This is a genomic window from Rhizobium sp. FG96 (assembly GCF_057808655.1).
This window is the reverse complement of the sequence record NZ_JBMDIL010000021.1, coordinates 74508-92162: the sequence shown is the minus strand read 5'-3', so window position 1 is coordinate 92162 and position 17655 is coordinate 74508. Positions and strand designations below refer to the sequence as shown.

Sequence of the window (17655 nt, the reverse complement as noted above, 5' to 3'; positions counted from 1 at the left end):
GGCCGAGGTCGGTACCGATCTTGGTATCGGCTTCGGTGCCGAGGAAGCGCTTGATATCCGGGTTCGGCGAGTTCTTCATCTCGTCGACGTTGGCCTGGGTGATGCCGAACTCTTCAGCATTCACGAGCGCGTAAGCCGTCCAGGAAACGATGTCGAACCACTGGTCGTCACCCTGGCGAACGGCCGGGCCGAGCGGCTCCTTGGAGATGATCTCCGGAAGGATCATGTGCTCGTCGGGGTTCTTCAGCGTCAGACGCAGCGAGTAGAGGCCGGACTGGTCGGTCGTGTAGACGTCGCAACGGCCGGAGTCGTAAGCAGCGTTGACTTCTTCGAGCTTTTCGAAAACGACCGGGTTGTACTGAAGGTTGTTGGCCTTGAAGTAGTCGGCGAGGTTCAGCTCGGTGGTCGTGCCGGACTGTACGCAGACAGCTGCGCCGGAGAGTTCGAGAGCCGACTTCACGTTCAGGCTCTTGCGAACCATGAAGCCCTGACCGTCGTAGTAGGTGACCGGACGGAAGTTGAAGCCGAGAGCGGTGTCGCGGTTGATCGTCCAGGTGGTGTTACGCGAGAGAACGTCGACTTCGCCCGACTGCAGGGCCGGGAAGCGATCCTTGGCAGAGAGGGGCGTGTACTTGACCTTGGTCGGGTCGCCGAAGACGGCGGAAGCGACGGCCTTGCAGAAATCAACGTCGAAGCCGGCCCAGTTGCCGGAAGCGTCAGGCTGCGCGAAGCCGAGCAGGCCCGAGTTGACGCCGCACTGAACGAAACCCTTTGCCTTTACGTCTTCAAGAGTGGTTGCCGAGGCCGCATGGGCGCCAAGAGCGAAAACTGCTGCGCCGACGGCGGCGGACAGGAGCTTAATCTTCATTTTTCCCAACCTTTTATCTGTTGTCTTATGTTCTTTGTGGAGGAGACAGCCGAAGAAAACCTTCCCCCCAATTCTCGACACCCTCCCGGCGCGAGTGGTTCTATCACAGTCGCAAATGCCAAGACGGTCAAGTGTCGCAGACAATAAATGCGGCAAAATTCGGCATTTTGGCAAAATGCGCCGTTCTCATAGGCAGTTGGATAGTATTTGGGCAGTGTTTTGCGGAAAAATACCGCGCAATTCACTGATATATCTGCGAAAGTAACGATGCGGGTAATTTTCGGGCAGTTCCGGCTACGGGGTTGACCCGCCTTTTCCCGAGGTCCAAAACTCGCCCATTGCATCCCTCGCCAAAGGCTATTTCAGACTATGAAAGACAAAGACGGTCTCCTGCAGAATGCAGGCATCAACACCCGCCTCTCGCATCTCGGCAACGATCCCTCGGAATATCACGGCTTCGTCAATCCGCCTGTCGTGCATGCATCGACCGTGCTGTTCCCGAATGCCAAGGCGATGGAAACGCGGGCGCAGAAATACACCTATGGAACCCGCGGCACGCCGACGACGGATGCGCTTTGCGAGGCGATCGACGCACTGGAGGGGTCTGCCGGAACGATCCTGGTGCCGTCGGGCCTTGCCGCCGTCACTGTGCCTTTCCTGGCCTTTCTGTCTTCCGGCGATCATGCGCTGATCGTCGATTCCGTCTACACGCCGACCCGCCATTTCTGCGATACGATGCTGACGCGCCTCGGCGTTGAGGTGGAGTACTACGACCCGGCGATCGGCGCAGGAATCGAGCAGCTGTTCAAGCCGAATACCAAGCTGGTGCACACCGAGGCGCCGGGCTCGAACACCTTCGAGATGCAGGACATCCCGGCCATCGCCGCAATCGCCCACAAGCACGGCGCCGTCGTTGCCATGGACAACACCTGGGCGACCCCGGTCTATTTCCGCCCGCTCGATTTCGGCGTTGATATCTCGATCCACGCGGCGACCAAGTATCCGGCCGGCCATTCCGATATCCTGATGGGCACCGTTTCGGCCAATGCCAAGCATTGGGAGCAGCTGAAGGAAGCCAACATCACGCTCGGTATCTGCGGCGCGCCCGACGACGCTTACCAGGTGTTGCGCGGACTGCGCACCATGGGCATCCGCCTGGAGCGCCACTATGAAAGCGCGCTTGAAATCGCCAAGTGGCTGGAAAGCCGCGAGGAGGTTGCCAAGGTTCTCCATCCGGCGCTGCCGAGCTTTGCCGGGCACGACCTCTGGAAGCGGGATTTCAAGGGCGCCAGCGGCATCTTCTCCTTCGTGCTGAAGGCAGGCGCGGCCGAGCAGTTCAAGCCCAAGGCGCATGCCTTCCTCGATGCGCTCAGCATCTTCGGCCTCGGCTGGTCCTGGGGTGGTTTCGAGTGCCTTGCGGTTCACGTCAACCTGAACGACCGCCGTATCGCCAAGGCGCCGGAAGGTGGCCCGCTGATCCGCCTGCAGATCGGTCTCGAAGATGTTGCCGACATCAAGGCCGACATCGAGCGCGGCTTTGCCGCATCGAACGCCGTCTGATCAGGCCTGCGGCCGGTAGCCGTAGATCCAGTCGAGATCCGCCGCGAGACTTTGCGGCGGCTTCAGCGACAAGACGATATCACGCCCGATCCTGACGGGACCGCGGGCGTGATAGGCAAAGCGGTTGAACGCACCGCGCTTGCGAATCCTGGCGATCCGCGCCGTCCTCAGCGCCTCGAAGCGGGGCAGGGCCTGTCCGGCACCTTCCCGAGACAACATCTCACCAAGCTCGAAAGCATCCTCGATCGCCATCGCCGCGCCCTGTGCGGCAAAGGGCATCATCGCATGTGCGGCATCGCCGATCAGCACGCGGTCACGCCCGTTCTGCCAGCGTCCCTCGGTCGCCTCGTAGAGCGGCCAGAAGGTTGGTGCGATGTCGCCAAAGAGTGACTTGATGCCCGGGTGCCAGCCCTTGAAGCGCGATCGCAATATCTGCAGCTGGTGACGTTCCGCTCCGCCGTCCCATAGATGCCGGTCATCCGTGCCACCGGTGATCGCCACCAGATTGAAGCTCGCGGTTTCCTTCAGCGGATAGCAGACGAGATGTGCGGAAGGACCGAGATAGGCCGCGACATTGTCGCGATCGAGAAAATCAGGCGCCGACGCCTGAGAAATCGTGAAGCGATAGGCGATATTGCCGGAAAAGCGCGGCGAGGGCGCGCCGGGAATGTGCTGGCGCATCTTCGACCAGACGCCATCGGCGCCGATCACCAACCCGGCAGGCAGGCTGGCGGATTCGAAGGGTGTTCCAAGATGCAGGCGGCAGAGCGGATTGCTGCACACGGCTTCGAGTAGAACCCGTTGCAAGGTGGCGCGATGCAGCACGCCATAGGGCGCGTCCCACCGGTCGCGCGCAAAACGTCCGGCCGGGACGGCGGCGAGAAGCCGCAGCGTATCGCCGGCGACGAGCCGGATCATCTCGGGCTCAAGCCAATGCTTCTCGATCTCGGAGAGAAGGCCGAGTTCACGTAGGATTCGCGATGCATTGGGAGAGAGCTGCAGTCCGGCACCGACTTCGGCAAGCTCGCTAGCCTGCTCGAATATGTCGGAGCCGATACCGTGCCTGGCAAGCGCCAGCGCGGCCGTCAGCCCCGCAATTCCAGCGCCCGCAATGGCGGCATGGTCGACCGGCATCTGTTATCCGATCCCGGAAGAAATGATCAGGCGGCCTTGACGTGGAAAACGCAGCCGGCCGGGTTCGTCTGGTTGGACTTCAGCGCGCCGTTGAAGCGGTAGAGCGTCGAGCAGTAGGAGCAGACCTTCTCGTTGTCGTCGCCCATATCGATGAAGATATGCGGATGGTCGAACGGCACGGATGCGCCGGTGCACATGAATTCCTTCACGCCGACTTCGATCACGCGGTGTCCGCCGTCGTTCTGGAAGTGGGGAATGCTGTGGCCGGCCATGTCTGTCTCCGAATGCTTTGAAATTTGGCCGGACATTATCTTTCTTCGCCGCAAATGTGTAGAGCCAAAGCGCCGCAAGCGGCATGGTTTTTTGCCCGCCGGGGTTCACCTCGCGGCAGCGATAAAATATGGTTCGCCGCAAACAGGAACCTGCCTTTATGAACTTGAATACGCCCGCATTCTCCAGCTTCACGCATGATGGCCTCAACCTCGCCTATTTCGACGAAGGTGATCCGAATGGCGCACCGGTTCTGCTGATCCACGGATTTGCCTCGACCGCCAATGTGAACTGGGTGCATCCGGGCTGGCTGAAGACGCTGGGCGATGCCGGCTACCGCGTCATCGCCATGGACAACCGCGGCCATGGCGCAAGCGACAAGCCGCACGATTCCGAGGCTTACCGCCCCTGGGTCATGGCGGCCGACTCCATGGCGCTTCTCGACCATCTCGGCATTCCGGAAGCCAATGTCATGGGCTACTCGATGGGTGCCCGCATCTCCGTCTTCGCCGCACTTGCCAATCCGCACCGCGTCCGCTCGCTGGTGCTCGGCGGTCTCGGCATCGGCATGACTGATGGCGTCGGCGACTGGGACCCGATCGCCGATGCACTGCTGGCGCCCTCGGTCGATACCGTCACGCATGATCGCGGCCGCATGTTCCGCATGTTTGCCGAGCAGACCAAGAGCGATCGCCAGGCGCTTGCCATGTGCATCCGCGGATCGCGCGATCTCGTCGCACGGGCCGATATGGGCAAGATCGAGGCACCGACGCTCATCGGCGTCGGAACAAAGGACGACATCGCGGGTTCGCCTCAGGAGCTTGCCGCCCTGATGCCGAATGCCGAAGCGCTTGATATCCCGGGCCGCGACCACATGCTGGCGGTTGGCGACAGGGTGTTCAAGAAGGCCGTTCTGGAATTTTACGAGAAAGTCGCCTGACGGTGACATGCCGCTTTTGAACGGATCTTCACGGAAAAATCATCCTAAAAAGGTCTGGCGGCTGCACCCATTTATGTTACAGCCGTTTTGCTTTATACAATGACCTTCCCAAGGGAAATGAGGAGACCGGTAATGGTCGCGAAGACAGACATTCGTCCTCTTGAAGCTGCAAGCTCGCTCAAGGTGATGGATCCGATCTGGGACAGCCTGCGCGAAGAAGCGCGCGTTGCTGCCGAGAAGGATCCGGTCCTAGCGGCTTTCCTTTATTCGACGGTGATCAATCACCGCTCGCTGGAAGAATGCGTCATCCACCGTATCTGCGAACGCCTCGACCATCCCGATATGCAGGCGACGCTGCTGCGTCAGGCTTTTGACGAGATGCTGTCCGACTGGCCGGAATGGAGCGACATCCTGCGTGTCGACATCCAGGCGATCTACGACCGCGATCCCGCATGCCTGCGCTTCATGGAAGCCGTGCTCTATTTCAAGGGTTTTCACGCGCTGCAGACCCATCGTCTGGCTCATTGGCTGCTCAACCGTGGACGCCGCGATCTGGCGCTCTATCTGCAGAGCCGTTCGTCCAGCGTATTTCAGACGGATATCAATCCGGCGGCGCGGATCGGGAAGGGCATCTTCCTCGATCACGCAACCGGTCTGGTCGTCGGCGAAACCGCTGTGATCGGTGACAACGTCTCGATCCTGCATGGCGTGACGCTCGGCGGTACCGGCAAGGAAGGCGCAGACCGCCATCCGAAGATCGGTAGCGGCGTGCTGATCGGCGCGGGTGCCAAGATCCTCGGCAATATCGAGATTGGCTATTGCTCGCGCGTCGCCGCAGGCTCGGTGGTGCTGAAGGCCGTGCCGCCGAAGACGACAGTTGCCGGCGTGCCGGCGAAGGTGGTCGGAGAAGCCGGGTGTTCGGAGCCGTCGCGGATAATGGACCAGGTGATCGGCGCCGATATCTGAGCCGCTCATATCAGAAACGGCTGAAAAAGCGGGCCACAAACGCAAGGGGAAAGCCGGTGCACTTGCGTGCCGGCAGCCTTTACAGCGCCGCTTTTCCTGTGCAAGAAGCGGCCAACTGAGACCGCTAGGAGATCAAGTGTGAAGCCTGAAGAACTCAAGAAGCTCGACGCCTATTTCAAGAAAACGCTCAATCCGGAAATCGTCGTGAAGGCGCGTCCGCGCAAGAACGACTCGGCTGAAGTTTACCTCGGCGAGGAGTTTCTGGGTGTCGTCTATATCGATGACGAAGACGGCGACCGCTCCTATAACTTCTCGATGGCGATCCTCGACGTCGATCTCTGATCAGCGCCGCCATTCGCTGGATATCACGGGCCGCTCTGCGGCCCGTTTGTTTTTGCCGAAACAATCCGGGCGGAATCGCTGGATGAACCCGCCCTCTGCTCCATTTTAGGGATTGCGAATGCGATCAACCAAAATGGAGGCTGAGGACATGGGTATTTTCGACAAGATCAAGCATGCGATCTTCGGTGAGGCCAAGGCGGCACCGGTAACGGCCGCTGCGCCGCCGAAGGCCGAGCCCGCTGCGGCGGCTCCCGCTTCGCCTTCGGCCGCCCCTGCGGGTGCGGCGCCCGCAGCATCTCCGGCGCCCTCCGCACCCGCGCCGAGCACCGCAGCTCCCGTCGATATCGTACCCATCCTAGATGCTGCCGTGAAGAAGAGCGGCCAGAAACTCGACTGGCGCCGCTCGATCGTCGATCTGATGAAGGCGGTCGGCATGGATGCCAGCCTTGCCGAGCGCAAGGAGCTGGCAGCCGAGCTTGGTTATTCCGGTGATGCCGGCGACTCCGCCAAGATGAACATGTTCCTCCACAAGGCGCTGATGAAGCGGCTGTCGGAGAATGGCGGCAAGGTGCCGGCCGATCTGCTCGACTAGGAGGCAAACGCAAATGTGTTTCGAGGCTTCGCTGGCTAATGGCGAAGCCTCAGGTTGCGACTTGCTGATATATGTCTGCAAAATCAATGATGGATGTACGTCCCTCTTTTTTGCTGGAGTATTTCTGAATGTGAATGCACGCATGAGTCGTTTTGCATCGCACAAAATCGCTTGACTCCTGAAGCTTTGCAGCTACCTTTTTTGCTGCAGAGCCGAAGAGGAGGATGTGCATGTTCAACTTTGACGAGACGAACCGCAAGAGCAAGGAAGCCATGGACACGATGCTCAAGAGCTATTCGGATAGCGCCAAGGGCTTCCAGGCGATCGCCACCGAAGCGGTGGAATATTCCAAGAAATCCTTTGAAGACGCAGTCAAGCATTTCGAGGCGCTGACGGGCGTTCGCAGCATCGAAGCTGCCTTCGACCTTCAGAGCAGCTATGTGAAATCGTCCTACGAAAGCTTCGTCGCCGAAGCCACCAAGATGGGTGACATGTATTCCGACCTCGCCAAGGGCGCCTACAAGCCCTACGAAGCGCAGGTTCCGGCGCCGATCGTGAAGGCCGCCAAGGCCGCAGCGCAGGCGACGCCCGCCGCGGCCTGATTTCATGCGCCTGATGGGCGCACCCCTTGAAAAACGAAGACCGGCTACGCACTTGCGGCCGGTCTTTTTTGTTTTCTGCCGCGTTCAAGAAATAGTCCGGGACTTTTTTCGCGTTTGCGTCAAGTCCTGCGGAATTGTGATTGCAGTCGGGAACAAGGGGCTTAAAATCGCAGCATTATGAACTAAGTTAGTGTTTCAGATATTCGGTGGGTAAAGCATCCTCCCATGCACCATCGGACTGATCGAGGAATGAATGAAAATGATCGCAAAGCCGATCCGGATGCAAAACGATGGCGAAAGGAACGGGGACAACGGAAATCGCGGAACCTCGGTCATTACACGTACCAAGCCGAAGACCAAGAAGCCTAATCTCTACCGCGTGCTCATCCTGAATGACGACTACACTCCCATGGAATTCGTCATCCACATCCTGGAGCGGTTTTTCCAGAAAGATCGCGAAAGTGCCACCCGCATCATGCTGCATGTCCATAACCACGGCGTCGGTGAATGCGGGATATTCACATACGAGGTAGCGGAGACCAAGGTGAGCCAGGTGATGGACTTTGCCCGGCAGCATCAGCATCCGCTGCAATGCGTCATGGAAAAGAAGTGAGGATCACAACGTGCCAACATTTTCGCCTAGCTTAGAAAAGGCGCTCCATCAGGCACTGACCTTTGCCAACGAGCGGCATCACGAATATGCCACGCTCGAGCATCTGCTGCTCGCCCTTGTAGACGACTCCGATGCGGCCGCGGTCATGGGTGCCTGCAACGTCGATCTCGACGCGCTCCGCAAGACACTGATCGAGTACATCGACAACGAACTCTCTAACCTGGTCACCGGATATGACGAAGACTCCAAGCCGACCTCCGGCTTCCAGCGCGTCATCCAGCGTGCCGTCATCCATGTCCAGTCCTCTGGCCGCGAGGAAGTGACCGGCGCCAACGTGCTCGTCGCCATCTTCGCCGAGCGCGAAAGCCATGCCGCATACTTCCTGCAGGAACAGGAAATGACCCGCTACGACGCGGTCAACTACATCTCGCACGGGATCGGCAAGCGGCCGGGCTCGTCGGAAAGCCGCACCCCGCGCGGTGCCGAGGACGAATCCGAAAGCAAGCCGAGCGCCTCCCGCGGCGGCGAGGACGATGCAGCCGGCAAGAAGCAGCAGGATGCGCTGAAGGCTTACTGCGTCAATCTCAACGAGAAGGCCAAGACCGGCAAGATCGACCCGCTGATCGGCCGCCACGCCGAAGTCAGCCGCACGATTCAGGTCCTGTGCCGCCGTTCCAAGAACAATCCGCTCTATGTCGGTGATCCCGGCGTCGGCAAGACTGCGATCGCCGAAGGCCTCGCCAAGCGCATCGTCGAAGGCAAGGTTCCGGAAGCGCTCGCTGACGCCACGATCTTCTCGCTCGATATGGGCACGCTGCTCGCCGGCACCCGTTACCGCGGTGACTTCGAAGAGCGCCTGAAGCAGGTCGTCAAGGAGCTCGAAGAGTATCCGGGCGCCGTTCTGTTCATCGACGAGATCCATACGGTCATCGGCGCCGGTGCCACCTCGGGTGGCGCGATGGATGCATCGAACCTCCTGAAGCCTGCTCTGTCTTCCGGTGCGATCCGTTGCATCGGTTCGACCACCTACAAGGAATACCGCCAGTTCTTCGAAAAGGACCGGGCTCTGGTTCGCCGCTTCCAGAAGATCGACGTCAACGAGCCGTCGATCGACGATGCGATCGAAATCATGAAGGGCCTGAAGCCTTACTTCGAAGAGTACCACCACCTGCGTTACTCGAACGACGCCATCAAGTCGGCTGTCGAGCTGTCGGCCCGCTATATCTCGGACCGCAAGCTGCCGGACAAGGCGATCGATGTCATCGACGAAACCGGTGCGGCACAGATGCTGTTGCCGCCGTCGCGCCGCCGCAAGCTGATCACCGAAAAGGAGATCGAGGCGACGATCGCGACCATGGCCCGCATTCCGCCGAAGACCGTGTCGAAGGATGACGAAGCCGTTCTTGCCAATCTCGAGCAGGAATTGCGCTCGGTGGTCTACGGCCAGGATACGGCGATCGAAGCCCTGTCGACGGCGATCAAGCTGGCCCGTGCCGGTCTGCGCGAGCCGAACAAGCCGATCGGCTCCTACGTCTTCTCCGGCCCGACGGGCGTCGGCAAGACGGAAGTCGCCAAGCAGCTTGCTTCCTCGCTCGGCGTCGAGATGCTGCGCTTCGACATGTCCGAGTACATGGAGCGGCACACGGTCTCGCGTCTGCTCGGTGCACCTCCCGGCTATGTCGGCTTCGACCAGGGCGGTCTCCTGACCGATGGCGTCGATCAGCATCCGCATTGCGTCGTTCTGCTCGACGAAATCGAGAAGGCGCATCCTGATATCTACAACATCCTGTTGCAGGTGATGGACCACGGCACGCTGACCGACCATAACGGCAAGAAGATCGACTTCCGCAACGTCATCCTGATCATGACGACCAATGCGGGAGCGTCCGAAATGGCCAAGGCCGCCTTCGGCTTCGGTTCGTCCAAGCGCAGCGGTGAAGATGAAGAGGCGCTGAACCGCCTATTCACGCCGGAGTTCCGCAACCGTCTCGATGCGATCATTCCGTTCGCCTCGCTGCCGACCGCCGTCATCCACAAGGTCGTCCAGAAGTTCATCATGCAGCTGGAAGCACAGCTTTCCGAACGCAACGTGACCTTCGACCTGCATGAGGATGCGATCGCCTGGCTGGCCGAAAAGGGTTACGACGAGAAGATGGGTGCCCGCCCGCTCGCTCGCGTCATCCAGGATGTCATCAAGAAGCCCCTGGCCAACGAAATCCTTTTCGGCAAGCTGAAGAAGGGTGGCGTCGTCACCGTCAGCGTCGGTCCGAAGGAAGACGGCAAACCCGGCATCGTGCTCAATTCCGTTTCGGAACTGGCGCCGATCAAGCCGAAGCCCGAAGCCGAGGCCATCCATCCGGAAGCCGATCATGACGAAGATGGCGAGCTGAAGACCAAGGCGAAGAAGGTCACGGCGAAGAAGGCCAAAGCCTCGGCCGAGCCCGAAGTCAAGTCCGCGCCCAAGAAGGGCAGCGCCGTACCGAAAGTGCCGCGCAAGAACTGAATGTCACCGGCAGGTGAATAAGGAAAAGGCCGCAGCAATGCGGCCTTTTTTGCTTTCAAGTGGTCGCCGGCCTCAGAGAGGCTGGTAGTCGATTTCGAGGAAATCCTCGACCTCGGGCACCCACCGGTCGCGCACGAAGGCGACATGGGCGGGATGCACATTGTAGGCGTCGTAACCGGCCTGGTTTTCGAACTCCATGGAAAAGCCGAACGCGAAGGCGTTCTTCGGGCTGGTCTGACGGAGTTGCTCGAAGTTGCGTACGCTCGGAATCTGCGCCAGATCGAGTGCGGCGCTGAGAAACGCCTTCTCTTCAGGCGAACCGGCGGAATGCTTGAGGCGGAACGCCACGGTATGACGGATCATCGATAGTTCTCCAGACGATTGCTGGCTCAGCCGAGCTCGGCCTTGATCTTCTCGGCATTGGCGGCCAGCACGGCGCCGTCTTCCATCTTGCCGGAATGCGGCTTCAGCGCCACGCCCTCGTGGCGCGGGATGACGTGAAAGTGCAGGTGGAACACCGTCTGGCCGGCCGCCGGTTCGTTGAACTGGCAGACGAAGACGCCGTCGGCGTCGAAGGCCTCCTGCACAGCATTGGCGATCTTCTGGACGACGGTGATCGAATGCGAAAGCGCTGCCGGATCTGCATCGAGGAGGTTGCGCGACGGCGCCTTGGGAACAACGAGCACATGGCCCGGCGCCTGCGGCATCACGTCCATGAAAGCAACGGTCTGCTCGTCTTCGTAGACGCGATGCGAGGGGATTTCGCCGCGCAGGATCTTGGCGAAGATGTTGTTGTCGTCATAGGCGGCGCTGGTCATCGAAAATCTCCTCATGTGTGCTGTTCGGGTAGCGCGGCGGAGCCGAGGGCGTCAATCCTCCTGCTGTCGTTCGCCTTTGCGGAAGGGGCTGTGGTCGGTGAGGATCTCGTTCATATGCTCGACATCCTCGCGCTCGCGCTCGAGATAATCCGAGATCGCACGGCGAAGCCCGGCATGAGCGACGTAATGCGCCGAATGCGTCGTCACCGGCAGGTAGCCGCGGGCGAGCTTGTGCTCGCCCTGCGCCCCGGCCTCGACCCGCTTCAGGCCCTTGGCAAGCGCAAAGTCGATCGCCTGATGATAGCAGACCTCGAAATGCAGGTAGGGGTGATCCTCGATACAGCCCCAGTGGCGGCCGTAAAGCGTATCGCCGCCGATGAAATTGATGGCGCCCGCCACATATCGCCCGTCGCGCTTCGCCATGACCAGCAGGATATCGTCAGGCATGCGTTGGCCGATCAGCGAATAGAAGTCTCGCGTGAGATAGGGCCGGCCCCATTTGCGGCTGCCGGTATCCATGTAGAAAGAAAAGAACTGGTCCCAGATCCGCTCGGTCAGATCGGCGCCGGTCAGCCAGTCGATGCTGATGCCGTTCTCGAGCGCCGCGCGCCGCTCCTTCTTCAGCGCCTTGCGCTTGCGCGATGCCAGCGTCTCCAGGAAGGCGTCGTGATTGGCATAGTCATCATTGATGAAATGGAACTGCTGGTCGGTGCGATGCAGATAGCCGTCCGTCTCGAAGACCGAGATTTCGTCTTCAGGAACGAAGGTCACATGTGCCGAGGAAACGCCGAGGCGGCGCACGACTTCCTTGAGGCTTTCGGCAATCGCGGTCTGGATCGGCCGCCGCTCGAAACCTTCGGCGACGAGCAGACGCGGCCCGGTCGCCGGAGTGAAAGGGATCGAGCATTGCAGCTTCGGATAATAGCGCCCGCCGGCGCGCTCGAAGGCGTCGGCCCAGCCGTGATCGAAGACATATTCGCCCTGGCTGTGGTTCTTGAGATAGCCGGGCAGGGCGCCGATCAGCTCTCCCTTGTCGGTCTCCAGCAACAGGTGATGCCCGAGCCAGCCGGTATCGGCCGTCGCGGAACCTGATTCCTCAAGAGAAGACAGGAAGGCGTGGGAGAGGAATGGATTGTAGGGAACGGTGTCCGCCGCTTTCGATGTTCCGGAGAGCCGTGACCAGCTCTCCGGGGAAATGGCGGTAAAAGACCGTTCGACGCGGATCGAGATTTCATCAGTCATGGAGCAAAAGACGAAGCCTTCGGGGGAGGAGTGTGGCTCCCTTTCAGTCTGCGCACGATCTTGTCCAAAAAGCGAGCATCAAACCGAAACGCGCGGATCAAATCCCTCGAAGGTCATCTGATCGGCGTTTTCGAACGTATGCTTGCGGGCCTTATCGTCGCGGACCGTCCAGGTGATGACTGAAATGCCCTTGGCGCGCTGGCCCGAGATGAACGGGTTCGGCAGGTCGGCGAAAAAATAGGAGATGAAGTCGAGGCCGAGTGCCATCGCCTTCTCATGCACCTCGAATTCCTCCGGCTTGTTGCCGCCGGCGGTCAGGCCGACCGGGTAGGGCGCGTTCAGCGCCTTCAGGTCACGCAGCAGCCAATGGTCGAAGCTCATCAGCGCCACCTTGCCCTCGTAGCCTTCGAGCACTTCGAGCACTGTTTCGGCAAAGCCTTCGTCATCGGCCTCGCGGCCCTTGAGCTCGAGCACCAGCGGCACCTTGCCCTGAACGAGATCGAGAAGCTGCTTCAGCGTCGGGATCTTGTCGGCGGTACCGCCGACGGAGAGCAGGCCGAGTTCCTTGGAGGTTCGCTCGCGGATATCGCCCTTCATGTTGCAGAGGCGTTCGAGGTTCTCGTCGTGGAAGATGATCGGCACGCCATCGGAGGCGTAGTGCAGGTCGCACTCGATCGCGAAACCGGCCTCGACTGCGCGCGAAAACGCGCTCAGCGTGTTTTCCCAGACGAGCTTGTTGGTGTCGTGGTAGCCGCGATGGGCGACCGGGAGTTCCTTGATCCAGGCTGCGGAGGTCATGTTATGCGATTTCCATGATGGCATCGATTTCGACGGCGGCGTTGAAAGGCAGGGCGGCCATGCCGACGGCGGCGCGTGCATGCTTGCCGGCTTCGCCGAGCACGTTGGCGATCAGGTTGGACGCGCCGTTGATGACGAGGTGCTGCTCGACGAATTCAGGAGCGGAGGCAACGAAGCCGTTCAGCTTGATGACGCGCTTGATACGGCCGAGATTGCCGCCGAGCGCGGCATTCGCCTGCGCCAAGATGTTGATGGCGCAGAGTTCGGCGGCGCGCTGGCCGGCGGCAACGTCGACATTCTTGCCGAGATGGCCGCTGACGGCGACCTTGCCGCCTTCGAGCGGCAGCTGGCCGGAGATGTAGAGAAGTCCGCCGCTGATCACATAGGGAACATAGTTCGCCGCAGGAGCAGCCGCTTCCGGCAGAGTTATCCCCATTTCCTTGAGTTTTGCGGCAATCTGGTCGGACATTTTCGCCTCCACTTTCATTGTCAATGCTTCAAAAATTATGCATCAAGACTAGAATATTGCGTATGACAGCTTCCAGCCTCGATTTGGCCGAAAGCGTTCTTATAACATCGCGGCCGAGTCCAACAGGAGATAATGGATGTTCCGATCGAGTCTTGCCGCTCTGCTGCTTGCAAGCGTTTCCGCAAATGCATGGGCTGCGGCGCCCGCTGCCGGAGCGGCGATCGCTTCTGGTCTTGTCGCGCATCGGGCAATTTACGATCTGGAGCTCAAGGACGCCTCGGAACGCTCGGGCATCGCTGGCATGTCGGGCCGTATGGTCTACGAATTCAACGGCAATTACTGTGAAGGCTTCACAACCAATTTCCGTTTCGTGACGCAGATCGATACCGGCGACAACACCCGCGTCAGCGACCAGCAGACCAAGACCTTCGAGAATATCAAGGACCGCAAGTTCACCTTCGAGACGAAGTCCTTCACGGACGATCAACTCGACAAGGAAGTGAACGGCGAAGCGAGCGACAAGGCCGATGGCGTCACCGTCGATCTGACGAGCCCGCAGGCGAAAGAGCTGCAGCTCGCCGAGAGCCGTTTCCCCACCGAGCACATGCTCGACGTGATCGAGAACGCCAAGTCGGGCAAGCGCTTCTTCGAAGCCCGCGTCTTCGACGGTTCCGACGATGGCGACAAGGCCCTGGCGACCACGACCGTTGTCGGCAAGCTCGTCAGCCCCAAGGCCGGCGACGAGGCTGATGCCGGCAATGCCGGCGCATTCGCCAAGACCGCTTTCTGGCCGGTGACGATTTCCTACTTCAACGAGAACAGCAAGACCGACGCCTTGCCAGTCTACCGCATGTCGTTCAAGCTCTATGAGAACGGCATCACCCGTGATCTGACGATGGACTATGGCGACTTCGTTCTGACGGGGAAGCTCGCCAAGCTTGAAATGCTCGACAAGAAGCCCGAGACCTGCAAGTAACCTCTTGAAGCCGCATCGAATCGGCAGGTCTTCTTCCGGGAGGTTGGCATGGCACACATGCCGGTAAAATTGCTTGCGACATCCTTGATCGCGCTCGGCGCCGTCTGCGTCGCGCTGCCCGCGATGGCGGCCGATTGCAGCGATACGCCTTATTCCGGCGTCGACTGGAGCAATTGCAACAAGAAGAACCTGATGCTGGAGGCGAGCGACTTCGAGGGCGCCAATCTCTCGGATGCCGACCTGTCGCAGACCAGCCTGAAGGGCGCCAATCTCACTTCGGCGAATTTCGAGAAGGCGACGCTGGTGCGCGCCTGGCTCGAGGGTGCCAAGGCTGACGGCGCCAAGTTCGACAAGATCGAGGCCTACCGCTCGGTTTTCCAGAATGCCTCGGCGCAGAAGGCCTCCTTCGTTGCTGCTGAGCTGCAGCGCGCCGACTTCACCGGCGCGCAGCTTTCGGGCTCCAGCTTCGAGAAGGCCGAGCTCGGCCGTACCAATTTCAGCAAGGCAACGCTCAGCGAATCTAAGTTTTCGCTCGCGAACCTGTCGCGCGCCAACATGGTCGGCGCGACTTTCGGCGGTCAGGTCAGCTTCGACCGTGCCTTCATGTATCTGACGCGCATCGAAGGCGTCGATCTGTCTTCGGCGCAGGGGCTGGAGCAGACGCAGATCGAGCTTGCCTGCGGCGACGCCGCGACGAAGCTGCCGTCGGGCCTCAAGGCGCCGGCCGGTTGGCCATGCCCGGCTGAAACCGACAATTGACGCCGGCAGCGCCGGCGGATCCTTGCAATCAGGCAGTTTTTTCCGCGCGAGCCTTGCATTTGCAGTGAATCGACTGTAAGGGCACCCGCATTCCACACGCAAGGCATGGGATGGTCCGGGAGAAATCCGGATTGTTCCGCCCGGTGGCATCCCGAAAGGATGCTGTTCGTCTTGCGGGGGTTCAACCGGAAAAGGATGACTAGGCATGGCATTGCCCGATTTTTCTATGCGCCAGCTTCTTGAAGCAGGCGTCCACTTCGGCCACCAGACGCACCGCTGGAACCCGAAGATGAAGCCGTACATTTTCGGCGATCGTAACAACATTCACATCATCGACCTCGCTCAGACGGTTCCGATGCTGTCGCGCGCCCTCCAGGTCGTGTCCGACACCGTTGCCCGTGGCGGCCGCGTTCTGTTCGTCGGCACCAAGCGTCAGGCTTCCGAGCTCATCGCTGACTCGGCCAAGCGTTCCGCTCAGTACTACGTCAACTCGCGTTGGCTCGGCGGCATGATGACCAACTGGAAGACGATCTCCAACTCGATCCAGCGCCTGCGCAAGCTCGACGAGATCCTGAGCTCGGAAGGCTCCGGCTACTCCAAGAAGGAACGCCTGAACCTTGAGCGCGAGCGCGAAAAGCTCGACAAGGCCCTCGGTGGTATCAAGGACATGGGCGGCACGCCGGACCTGATGTTCATCATCGACACCAACAAGGAAAAGATCGCGATCGACGAAGCCAAGCGCCTCGGCATTCCGGTCGTTGCCATCGTCGACTCGAACTGCGATCCGGACCTGATCGACTATCCGATCCCGGGTAACGACGACGCTTCGCGCGCCATCGCTCTCTACTGCGACCTGATCGCACGCGCTGCCATCGACGGCATCGCTCGTCAGCAGGGCGCATCGGGCCGCGATCTCGGTGCTTCCTTCGAAGCTCCGGTTGAGCCGACGCTCGACGAGGCAGCTCAGGCCTAATAAACGGGCGGCGGACTTCGAAGTCCGCCTGCTTGACCGAATTGGGAAAGGCCGCTCGCGACTCTCAGAAGTTCGGCGGCCTTGACCATTTCAGGCGAGGGCGATCTGCCCGTAGCCGCAACAGTTTCGATATGACGCGTCATTCATCACGCTGTCATACATACAGGTACATTTCGTGCCTCAATCCGGTGCAGCACCGCGTTTCGCGGGCCACCGTTTGAACCGACAAAGAGGAAGCTTATGACCGAGATTACGGCTGCACTGGTAAAGGAACTGCGCGAGAAGTCCGGCGCAGGCATGATGGACTGCAAGAAGGCGCTGCTGGAAACCAACGGCGACATCGAAGCAGCGATCGACTGGCTCCGTGCCAAGGGCATCTCGAAGGCCGACAAGAAGGCCGGCCGCGCTGCTGCCGAAGGTCTGGTTGCCATCGCTGGCGCCGGCCACAAGGCTGTTGTCGTCGAGCTGAACTCCGAAACCGACTTCGTTGCCCGTAACGACGCCTTCCAGGACCTCGTCCGCGGCATCGCCAACGTTGCTCTCGGCACCGACGGTTCGGTTGAAGCCATCGCTGCTGCGACCTACCCGGCATCCGGCAAGCCGGTCGCCGACACCATCAAGGACGCGATCGCAACCATCGGCGAAAACATGACGCTCCGTCGCGCTGCCAAGCTCGAAGTCGAGCACGGCGTTGTCGCGACCTACATCCACAACGCTGCTGGCGACGGCATCGGCAAGCTCGGCGTTCTCGTCGCTCTGAAGTCGGAAGGCGACAAGGCTGTCCTGACCTCGATCGGCCGCCAGGTTGCCATGCACATCGCTGCGACCAACCCGCTCGCGATCCGCGCCGAAGAAGTCGACGCTGCCGTTGCCGAGCGCGAACGCAACGTCTTCATCGAGCAGGCCCGCGAATCCGGCAAGCCGGAAGCCATCATCGAAAAGATGGTCGAAGGCCGTATGCGCAAGTTCTTCGAAGAAGTCGCTCTGCTCTCGCAGGCTTTCGTCATCAACCCCGACCTGACGGTCGGCGCTGCTGTCAAGGAAGCTGAAAAGGAAGCCGGCGCGAAGATCGAAGTCGTCGGCATGGCACGCCTCCTCCTCGGCGAAGGCGTCGAGAAGGAAGAGAGCGACTTCGCTGCTGAAGTTGCTGCTGTCGCCAAGGGCTGATAGCGCCTCATACATGTGAAAACGCAAGGGCATCGCGTGACAACGCGGTGCCCTTCGTGTATC

Annotated in this window: 20 protein-coding genes; 12 read left to right on the top strand and 8 right to left on the bottom strand. The window is 60.4% G+C overall.

The annotated features are described in order from the left end of the window. Window positions 1–868 (bottom strand): amino acid ABC transporter substrate-binding protein (locus ACODR6_RS30545; protein WP_489026251.1); only part of this gene is annotated, 868 nt, incomplete at its 3' end. A gap of 369 nt (window positions 869–1237) precedes the next feature. Here ACODR6_RS30545 and ACODR6_RS30540 point away from each other — a divergent pair. Beyond that, the gene (locus tag ACODR6_RS30540) at window positions 1238–2428 is read left to right on the top strand and encodes a cystathionine beta-lyase (RefSeq protein ID WP_489026249.1); all 1191 of its coding nucleotides are present in this window, start codon (window positions 1238–1240) and stop codon (window positions 2426–2428) included. On the opposite strand, the gene ACODR6_RS30535 is transcribed toward ACODR6_RS30540, so the two are convergent. Together ACODR6_RS30535 and ACODR6_RS30530 are read right to left on the bottom strand one after the other, a co-directional pair. After that, window positions 2429–3562: an FAD-dependent monooxygenase gene (locus ACODR6_RS30535; RefSeq protein WP_489026247.1), complete on the bottom strand. Its 1134-nt coding sequence runs from the start codon at window positions 3560–3562 to the stop codon at window positions 2429–2431. A 26-nt stretch (window positions 3563–3588) separates the two neighbouring features. After that, window positions 3589–3834: a zinc-finger domain-containing protein gene (locus ACODR6_RS30530; RefSeq protein ID WP_112711699.1), complete on the bottom strand. Its 246-nt coding sequence runs from the start codon at window positions 3832–3834 to the stop codon at window positions 3589–3591. Window positions 3835–3992: 158 nt separating this feature from the next. On the opposite strand from ACODR6_RS30530, the gene ACODR6_RS30525 reads away from it, so the two are divergent. From ACODR6_RS30525 to clpA, 7 genes are all read left to right on the top strand, one after another. Continuing rightward, window positions 3993–4772, top strand: coding sequence for an alpha/beta fold hydrolase (locus ACODR6_RS30525; protein ID WP_489026245.1), 780 nt, complete (start codon window positions 3993–3995; stop codon window positions 4770–4772). Between the two features lie 132 nt (window positions 4773–4904). After that, the gene (gene cysE, locus ACODR6_RS30520) at window positions 4905–5738 is read left to right on the top strand and encodes a serine O-acetyltransferase (protein WP_112711703.1); all 834 of its coding nucleotides are present in this window, start codon (window positions 4905–4907) and stop codon (window positions 5736–5738) included. 138 nt (window positions 5739–5876) lie between these two features. After that, window positions 5877–6080 carry a DUF3126 family protein gene (locus ACODR6_RS30515; protein WP_112388095.1) on the top strand — a complete coding sequence of 68 codons (204 nt, stop codon included), beginning with the start codon at window positions 5877–5879 and terminating at the stop codon, window positions 6078–6080. Between the two features lie 148 nt (window positions 6081–6228). Next, on the top strand, window positions 6229–6672 hold the full coding sequence (locus ACODR6_RS30510; RefSeq protein ID WP_489026242.1) for a DUF3597 domain-containing protein: 444 nt from the start codon (window positions 6229–6231) through the stop codon (window positions 6670–6672). Between the two features lie 230 nt (window positions 6673–6902). Continuing rightward, window positions 6903–7274 (top strand): phasin family protein, encoded by a 372-nt coding sequence (locus tag ACODR6_RS30505; protein ID WP_112711707.1) that lies wholly within the window; start codon window positions 6903–6905, stop codon window positions 7272–7274. A 259-nt stretch (window positions 7275–7533) separates the two neighbouring features. After that, window positions 7534–7887, top strand: a complete 354-nt coding sequence (clpS, locus tag ACODR6_RS30500) for an ATP-dependent Clp protease adapter ClpS (RefSeq protein WP_112388172.1) — start codon at window positions 7534–7536, stop codon at window positions 7885–7887. Between the two features lie 10 nt (window positions 7888–7897). Next, window positions 7898–10390, top strand: coding sequence for an ATP-dependent Clp protease ATP-binding subunit ClpA (gene clpA, locus ACODR6_RS30495; protein WP_489026241.1), 2493 nt, complete (start codon window positions 7898–7900; stop codon window positions 10388–10390). A gap of 72 nt (window positions 10391–10462) precedes the next feature. On the opposite strand, the gene ACODR6_RS30490 is transcribed toward clpA, so the two are convergent. From ACODR6_RS30490 to ACODR6_RS30470, 5 genes are all read right to left on the bottom strand, one after another. Continuing rightward, entirely contained in the window at window positions 10463–10753 is a 291-nt protein-coding gene (locus ACODR6_RS30490) for a Dabb family protein (RefSeq protein WP_130278399.1), read from the bottom strand. A 26-nt stretch (window positions 10754–10779) separates the two neighbouring features. After that, complete coding sequence (locus ACODR6_RS30485; protein WP_489026239.1) at window positions 10780–11208, bottom strand: HIT family protein; 429 nt, start codon at window positions 11206–11208, stop codon at window positions 10780–10782. A 51-nt stretch (window positions 11209–11259) separates the two neighbouring features. Continuing rightward, window positions 11260–12450, bottom strand: coding sequence for a GNAT family N-acetyltransferase (locus tag ACODR6_RS30480; protein ID WP_489026237.1), 1191 nt, complete (start codon window positions 12448–12450; stop codon window positions 11260–11262). 78 nt (window positions 12451–12528) lie between these two features. Beyond that, on the bottom strand, window positions 12529–13248 hold the full coding sequence (locus ACODR6_RS30475) for a glycerophosphodiester phosphodiesterase (protein WP_489026235.1): 720 nt from the start codon (window positions 13246–13248) through the stop codon (window positions 12529–12531). Window position 13249: 1 nt separating this feature from the next. Further along, window positions 13250–13717: a RidA family protein gene (locus tag ACODR6_RS30470; RefSeq protein WP_112711719.1), complete on the bottom strand. Its 468-nt coding sequence runs from the start codon at window positions 13715–13717 to the stop codon at window positions 13250–13252. 136 nt (window positions 13718–13853) lie between these two features. Here ACODR6_RS30470 and ACODR6_RS30465 point away from each other — a divergent pair, with 136 nt between their 5' ends. The 4 genes from ACODR6_RS30465 (at window position 13854) to tsf (ending at window position 17592) form a co-directional block, all read left to right on the top strand. After that, window positions 13854–14693 carry a cell envelope integrity EipB family protein gene (locus ACODR6_RS30465; RefSeq protein WP_130278396.1) on the top strand — a complete coding sequence of 280 codons (840 nt, stop codon included), beginning with the start codon at window positions 13854–13856 and terminating at the stop codon, window positions 14691–14693. Between the two features lie 48 nt (window positions 14694–14741). Continuing rightward, window positions 14742–15452, top strand: coding sequence for a pentapeptide repeat-containing protein (locus ACODR6_RS30460; protein WP_489026234.1), 711 nt, complete (start codon window positions 14742–14744; stop codon window positions 15450–15452). 205 nt (window positions 15453–15657) lie between these two features. Then, window positions 15658–16425: a 30S ribosomal protein S2 gene (gene rpsB / locus ACODR6_RS30455; RefSeq protein ID WP_489026233.1), complete on the top strand. Its 768-nt coding sequence runs from the start codon at window positions 15658–15660 to the stop codon at window positions 16423–16425. Between the two features lie 240 nt (window positions 16426–16665). Continuing rightward, window positions 16666–17592 carry a translation elongation factor Ts gene (tsf, locus tag ACODR6_RS30450; RefSeq protein ID WP_112711725.1) on the top strand — a complete coding sequence of 309 codons (927 nt, stop codon included), beginning with the start codon at window positions 16666–16668 and terminating at the stop codon, window positions 17590–17592. Window positions 17593–17655 lie beyond the last annotated feature (63 nt).

What these genes read in the sequence shown, in the direction of transcription:
- ACODR6_RS30540 (WP_489026249.1), top strand. Translation starts at nt 1,238, where the DNA reads ATGAAAGACAAAGACGGTCTCCTGCAGAATGCAGGCATCAACACCCGC.
- ACODR6_RS30535 (WP_489026247.1), bottom strand. Translation starts at nt 3,562, where the DNA reads ATGCCGGTCGACCATGCCGCCATTGCGGGCGCTGGAATTGCGGGGCTG.
- ACODR6_RS30530 (WP_112711699.1), bottom strand. Translation starts at nt 3,834, where the DNA reads ATGGCCGGCCACAGCATTCCCCACTTCCAGAACGACGGCGGACACCGC.
- ACODR6_RS30525 (WP_489026245.1), top strand. Translation starts at nt 3,993, where the DNA reads ATGAACTTGAATACGCCCGCATTCTCCAGCTTCACGCATGATGGCCTC.
- cysE (WP_112711703.1), top strand. Translation starts at nt 4,905, where the DNA reads ATGGTCGCGAAGACAGACATTCGTCCTCTTGAAGCTGCAAGCTCGCTC.
- ACODR6_RS30510 (WP_489026242.1), top strand. Translation starts at nt 6,229, where the DNA reads ATGGGTATTTTCGACAAGATCAAGCATGCGATCTTCGGTGAGGCCAAG.
- ACODR6_RS30505 (WP_112711707.1), top strand. Translation starts at nt 6,903, where the DNA reads ATGTTCAACTTTGACGAGACGAACCGCAAGAGCAAGGAAGCCATGGAC.
- clpS (WP_112388172.1), top strand. Translation starts at nt 7,534, where the DNA reads ATGATCGCAAAGCCGATCCGGATGCAAAACGATGGCGAAAGGAACGGG.
- ACODR6_RS30490 (WP_130278399.1), bottom strand. Translation starts at nt 10,753, where the DNA reads ATGATCCGTCATACCGTGGCGTTCCGCCTCAAGCATTCCGCCGGTTCG.
- ACODR6_RS30485 (WP_489026239.1), bottom strand. Translation starts at nt 11,208, where the DNA reads ATGACCAGCGCCGCCTATGACGACAACAACATCTTCGCCAAGATCCTG.
- ACODR6_RS30480 (WP_489026237.1), bottom strand. Translation starts at nt 12,450, where the DNA reads ATGACTGATGAAATCTCGATCCGCGTCGAACGGTCTTTTACCGCCATT.
- ACODR6_RS30475 (WP_489026235.1), bottom strand. Translation starts at nt 13,248, where the DNA reads ATGACCTCCGCAGCCTGGATCAAGGAACTCCCGGTCGCCCATCGCGGC.
- ACODR6_RS30470 (WP_112711719.1), bottom strand. Translation starts at nt 13,717, where the DNA reads ATGTCCGACCAGATTGCCGCAAAACTCAAGGAAATGGGGATAACTCTG.
- ACODR6_RS30465 (WP_130278396.1), top strand. Translation starts at nt 13,854, where the DNA reads ATGTTCCGATCGAGTCTTGCCGCTCTGCTGCTTGCAAGCGTTTCCGCA.
- ACODR6_RS30460 (WP_489026234.1), top strand. Translation starts at nt 14,742, where the DNA reads ATGGCACACATGCCGGTAAAATTGCTTGCGACATCCTTGATCGCGCTC.
- rpsB (WP_489026233.1), top strand. Translation starts at nt 15,658, where the DNA reads ATGGCATTGCCCGATTTTTCTATGCGCCAGCTTCTTGAAGCAGGCGTC.
- tsf (WP_112711725.1), top strand. Translation starts at nt 16,666, where the DNA reads ATGACCGAGATTACGGCTGCACTGGTAAAGGAACTGCGCGAGAAGTCC.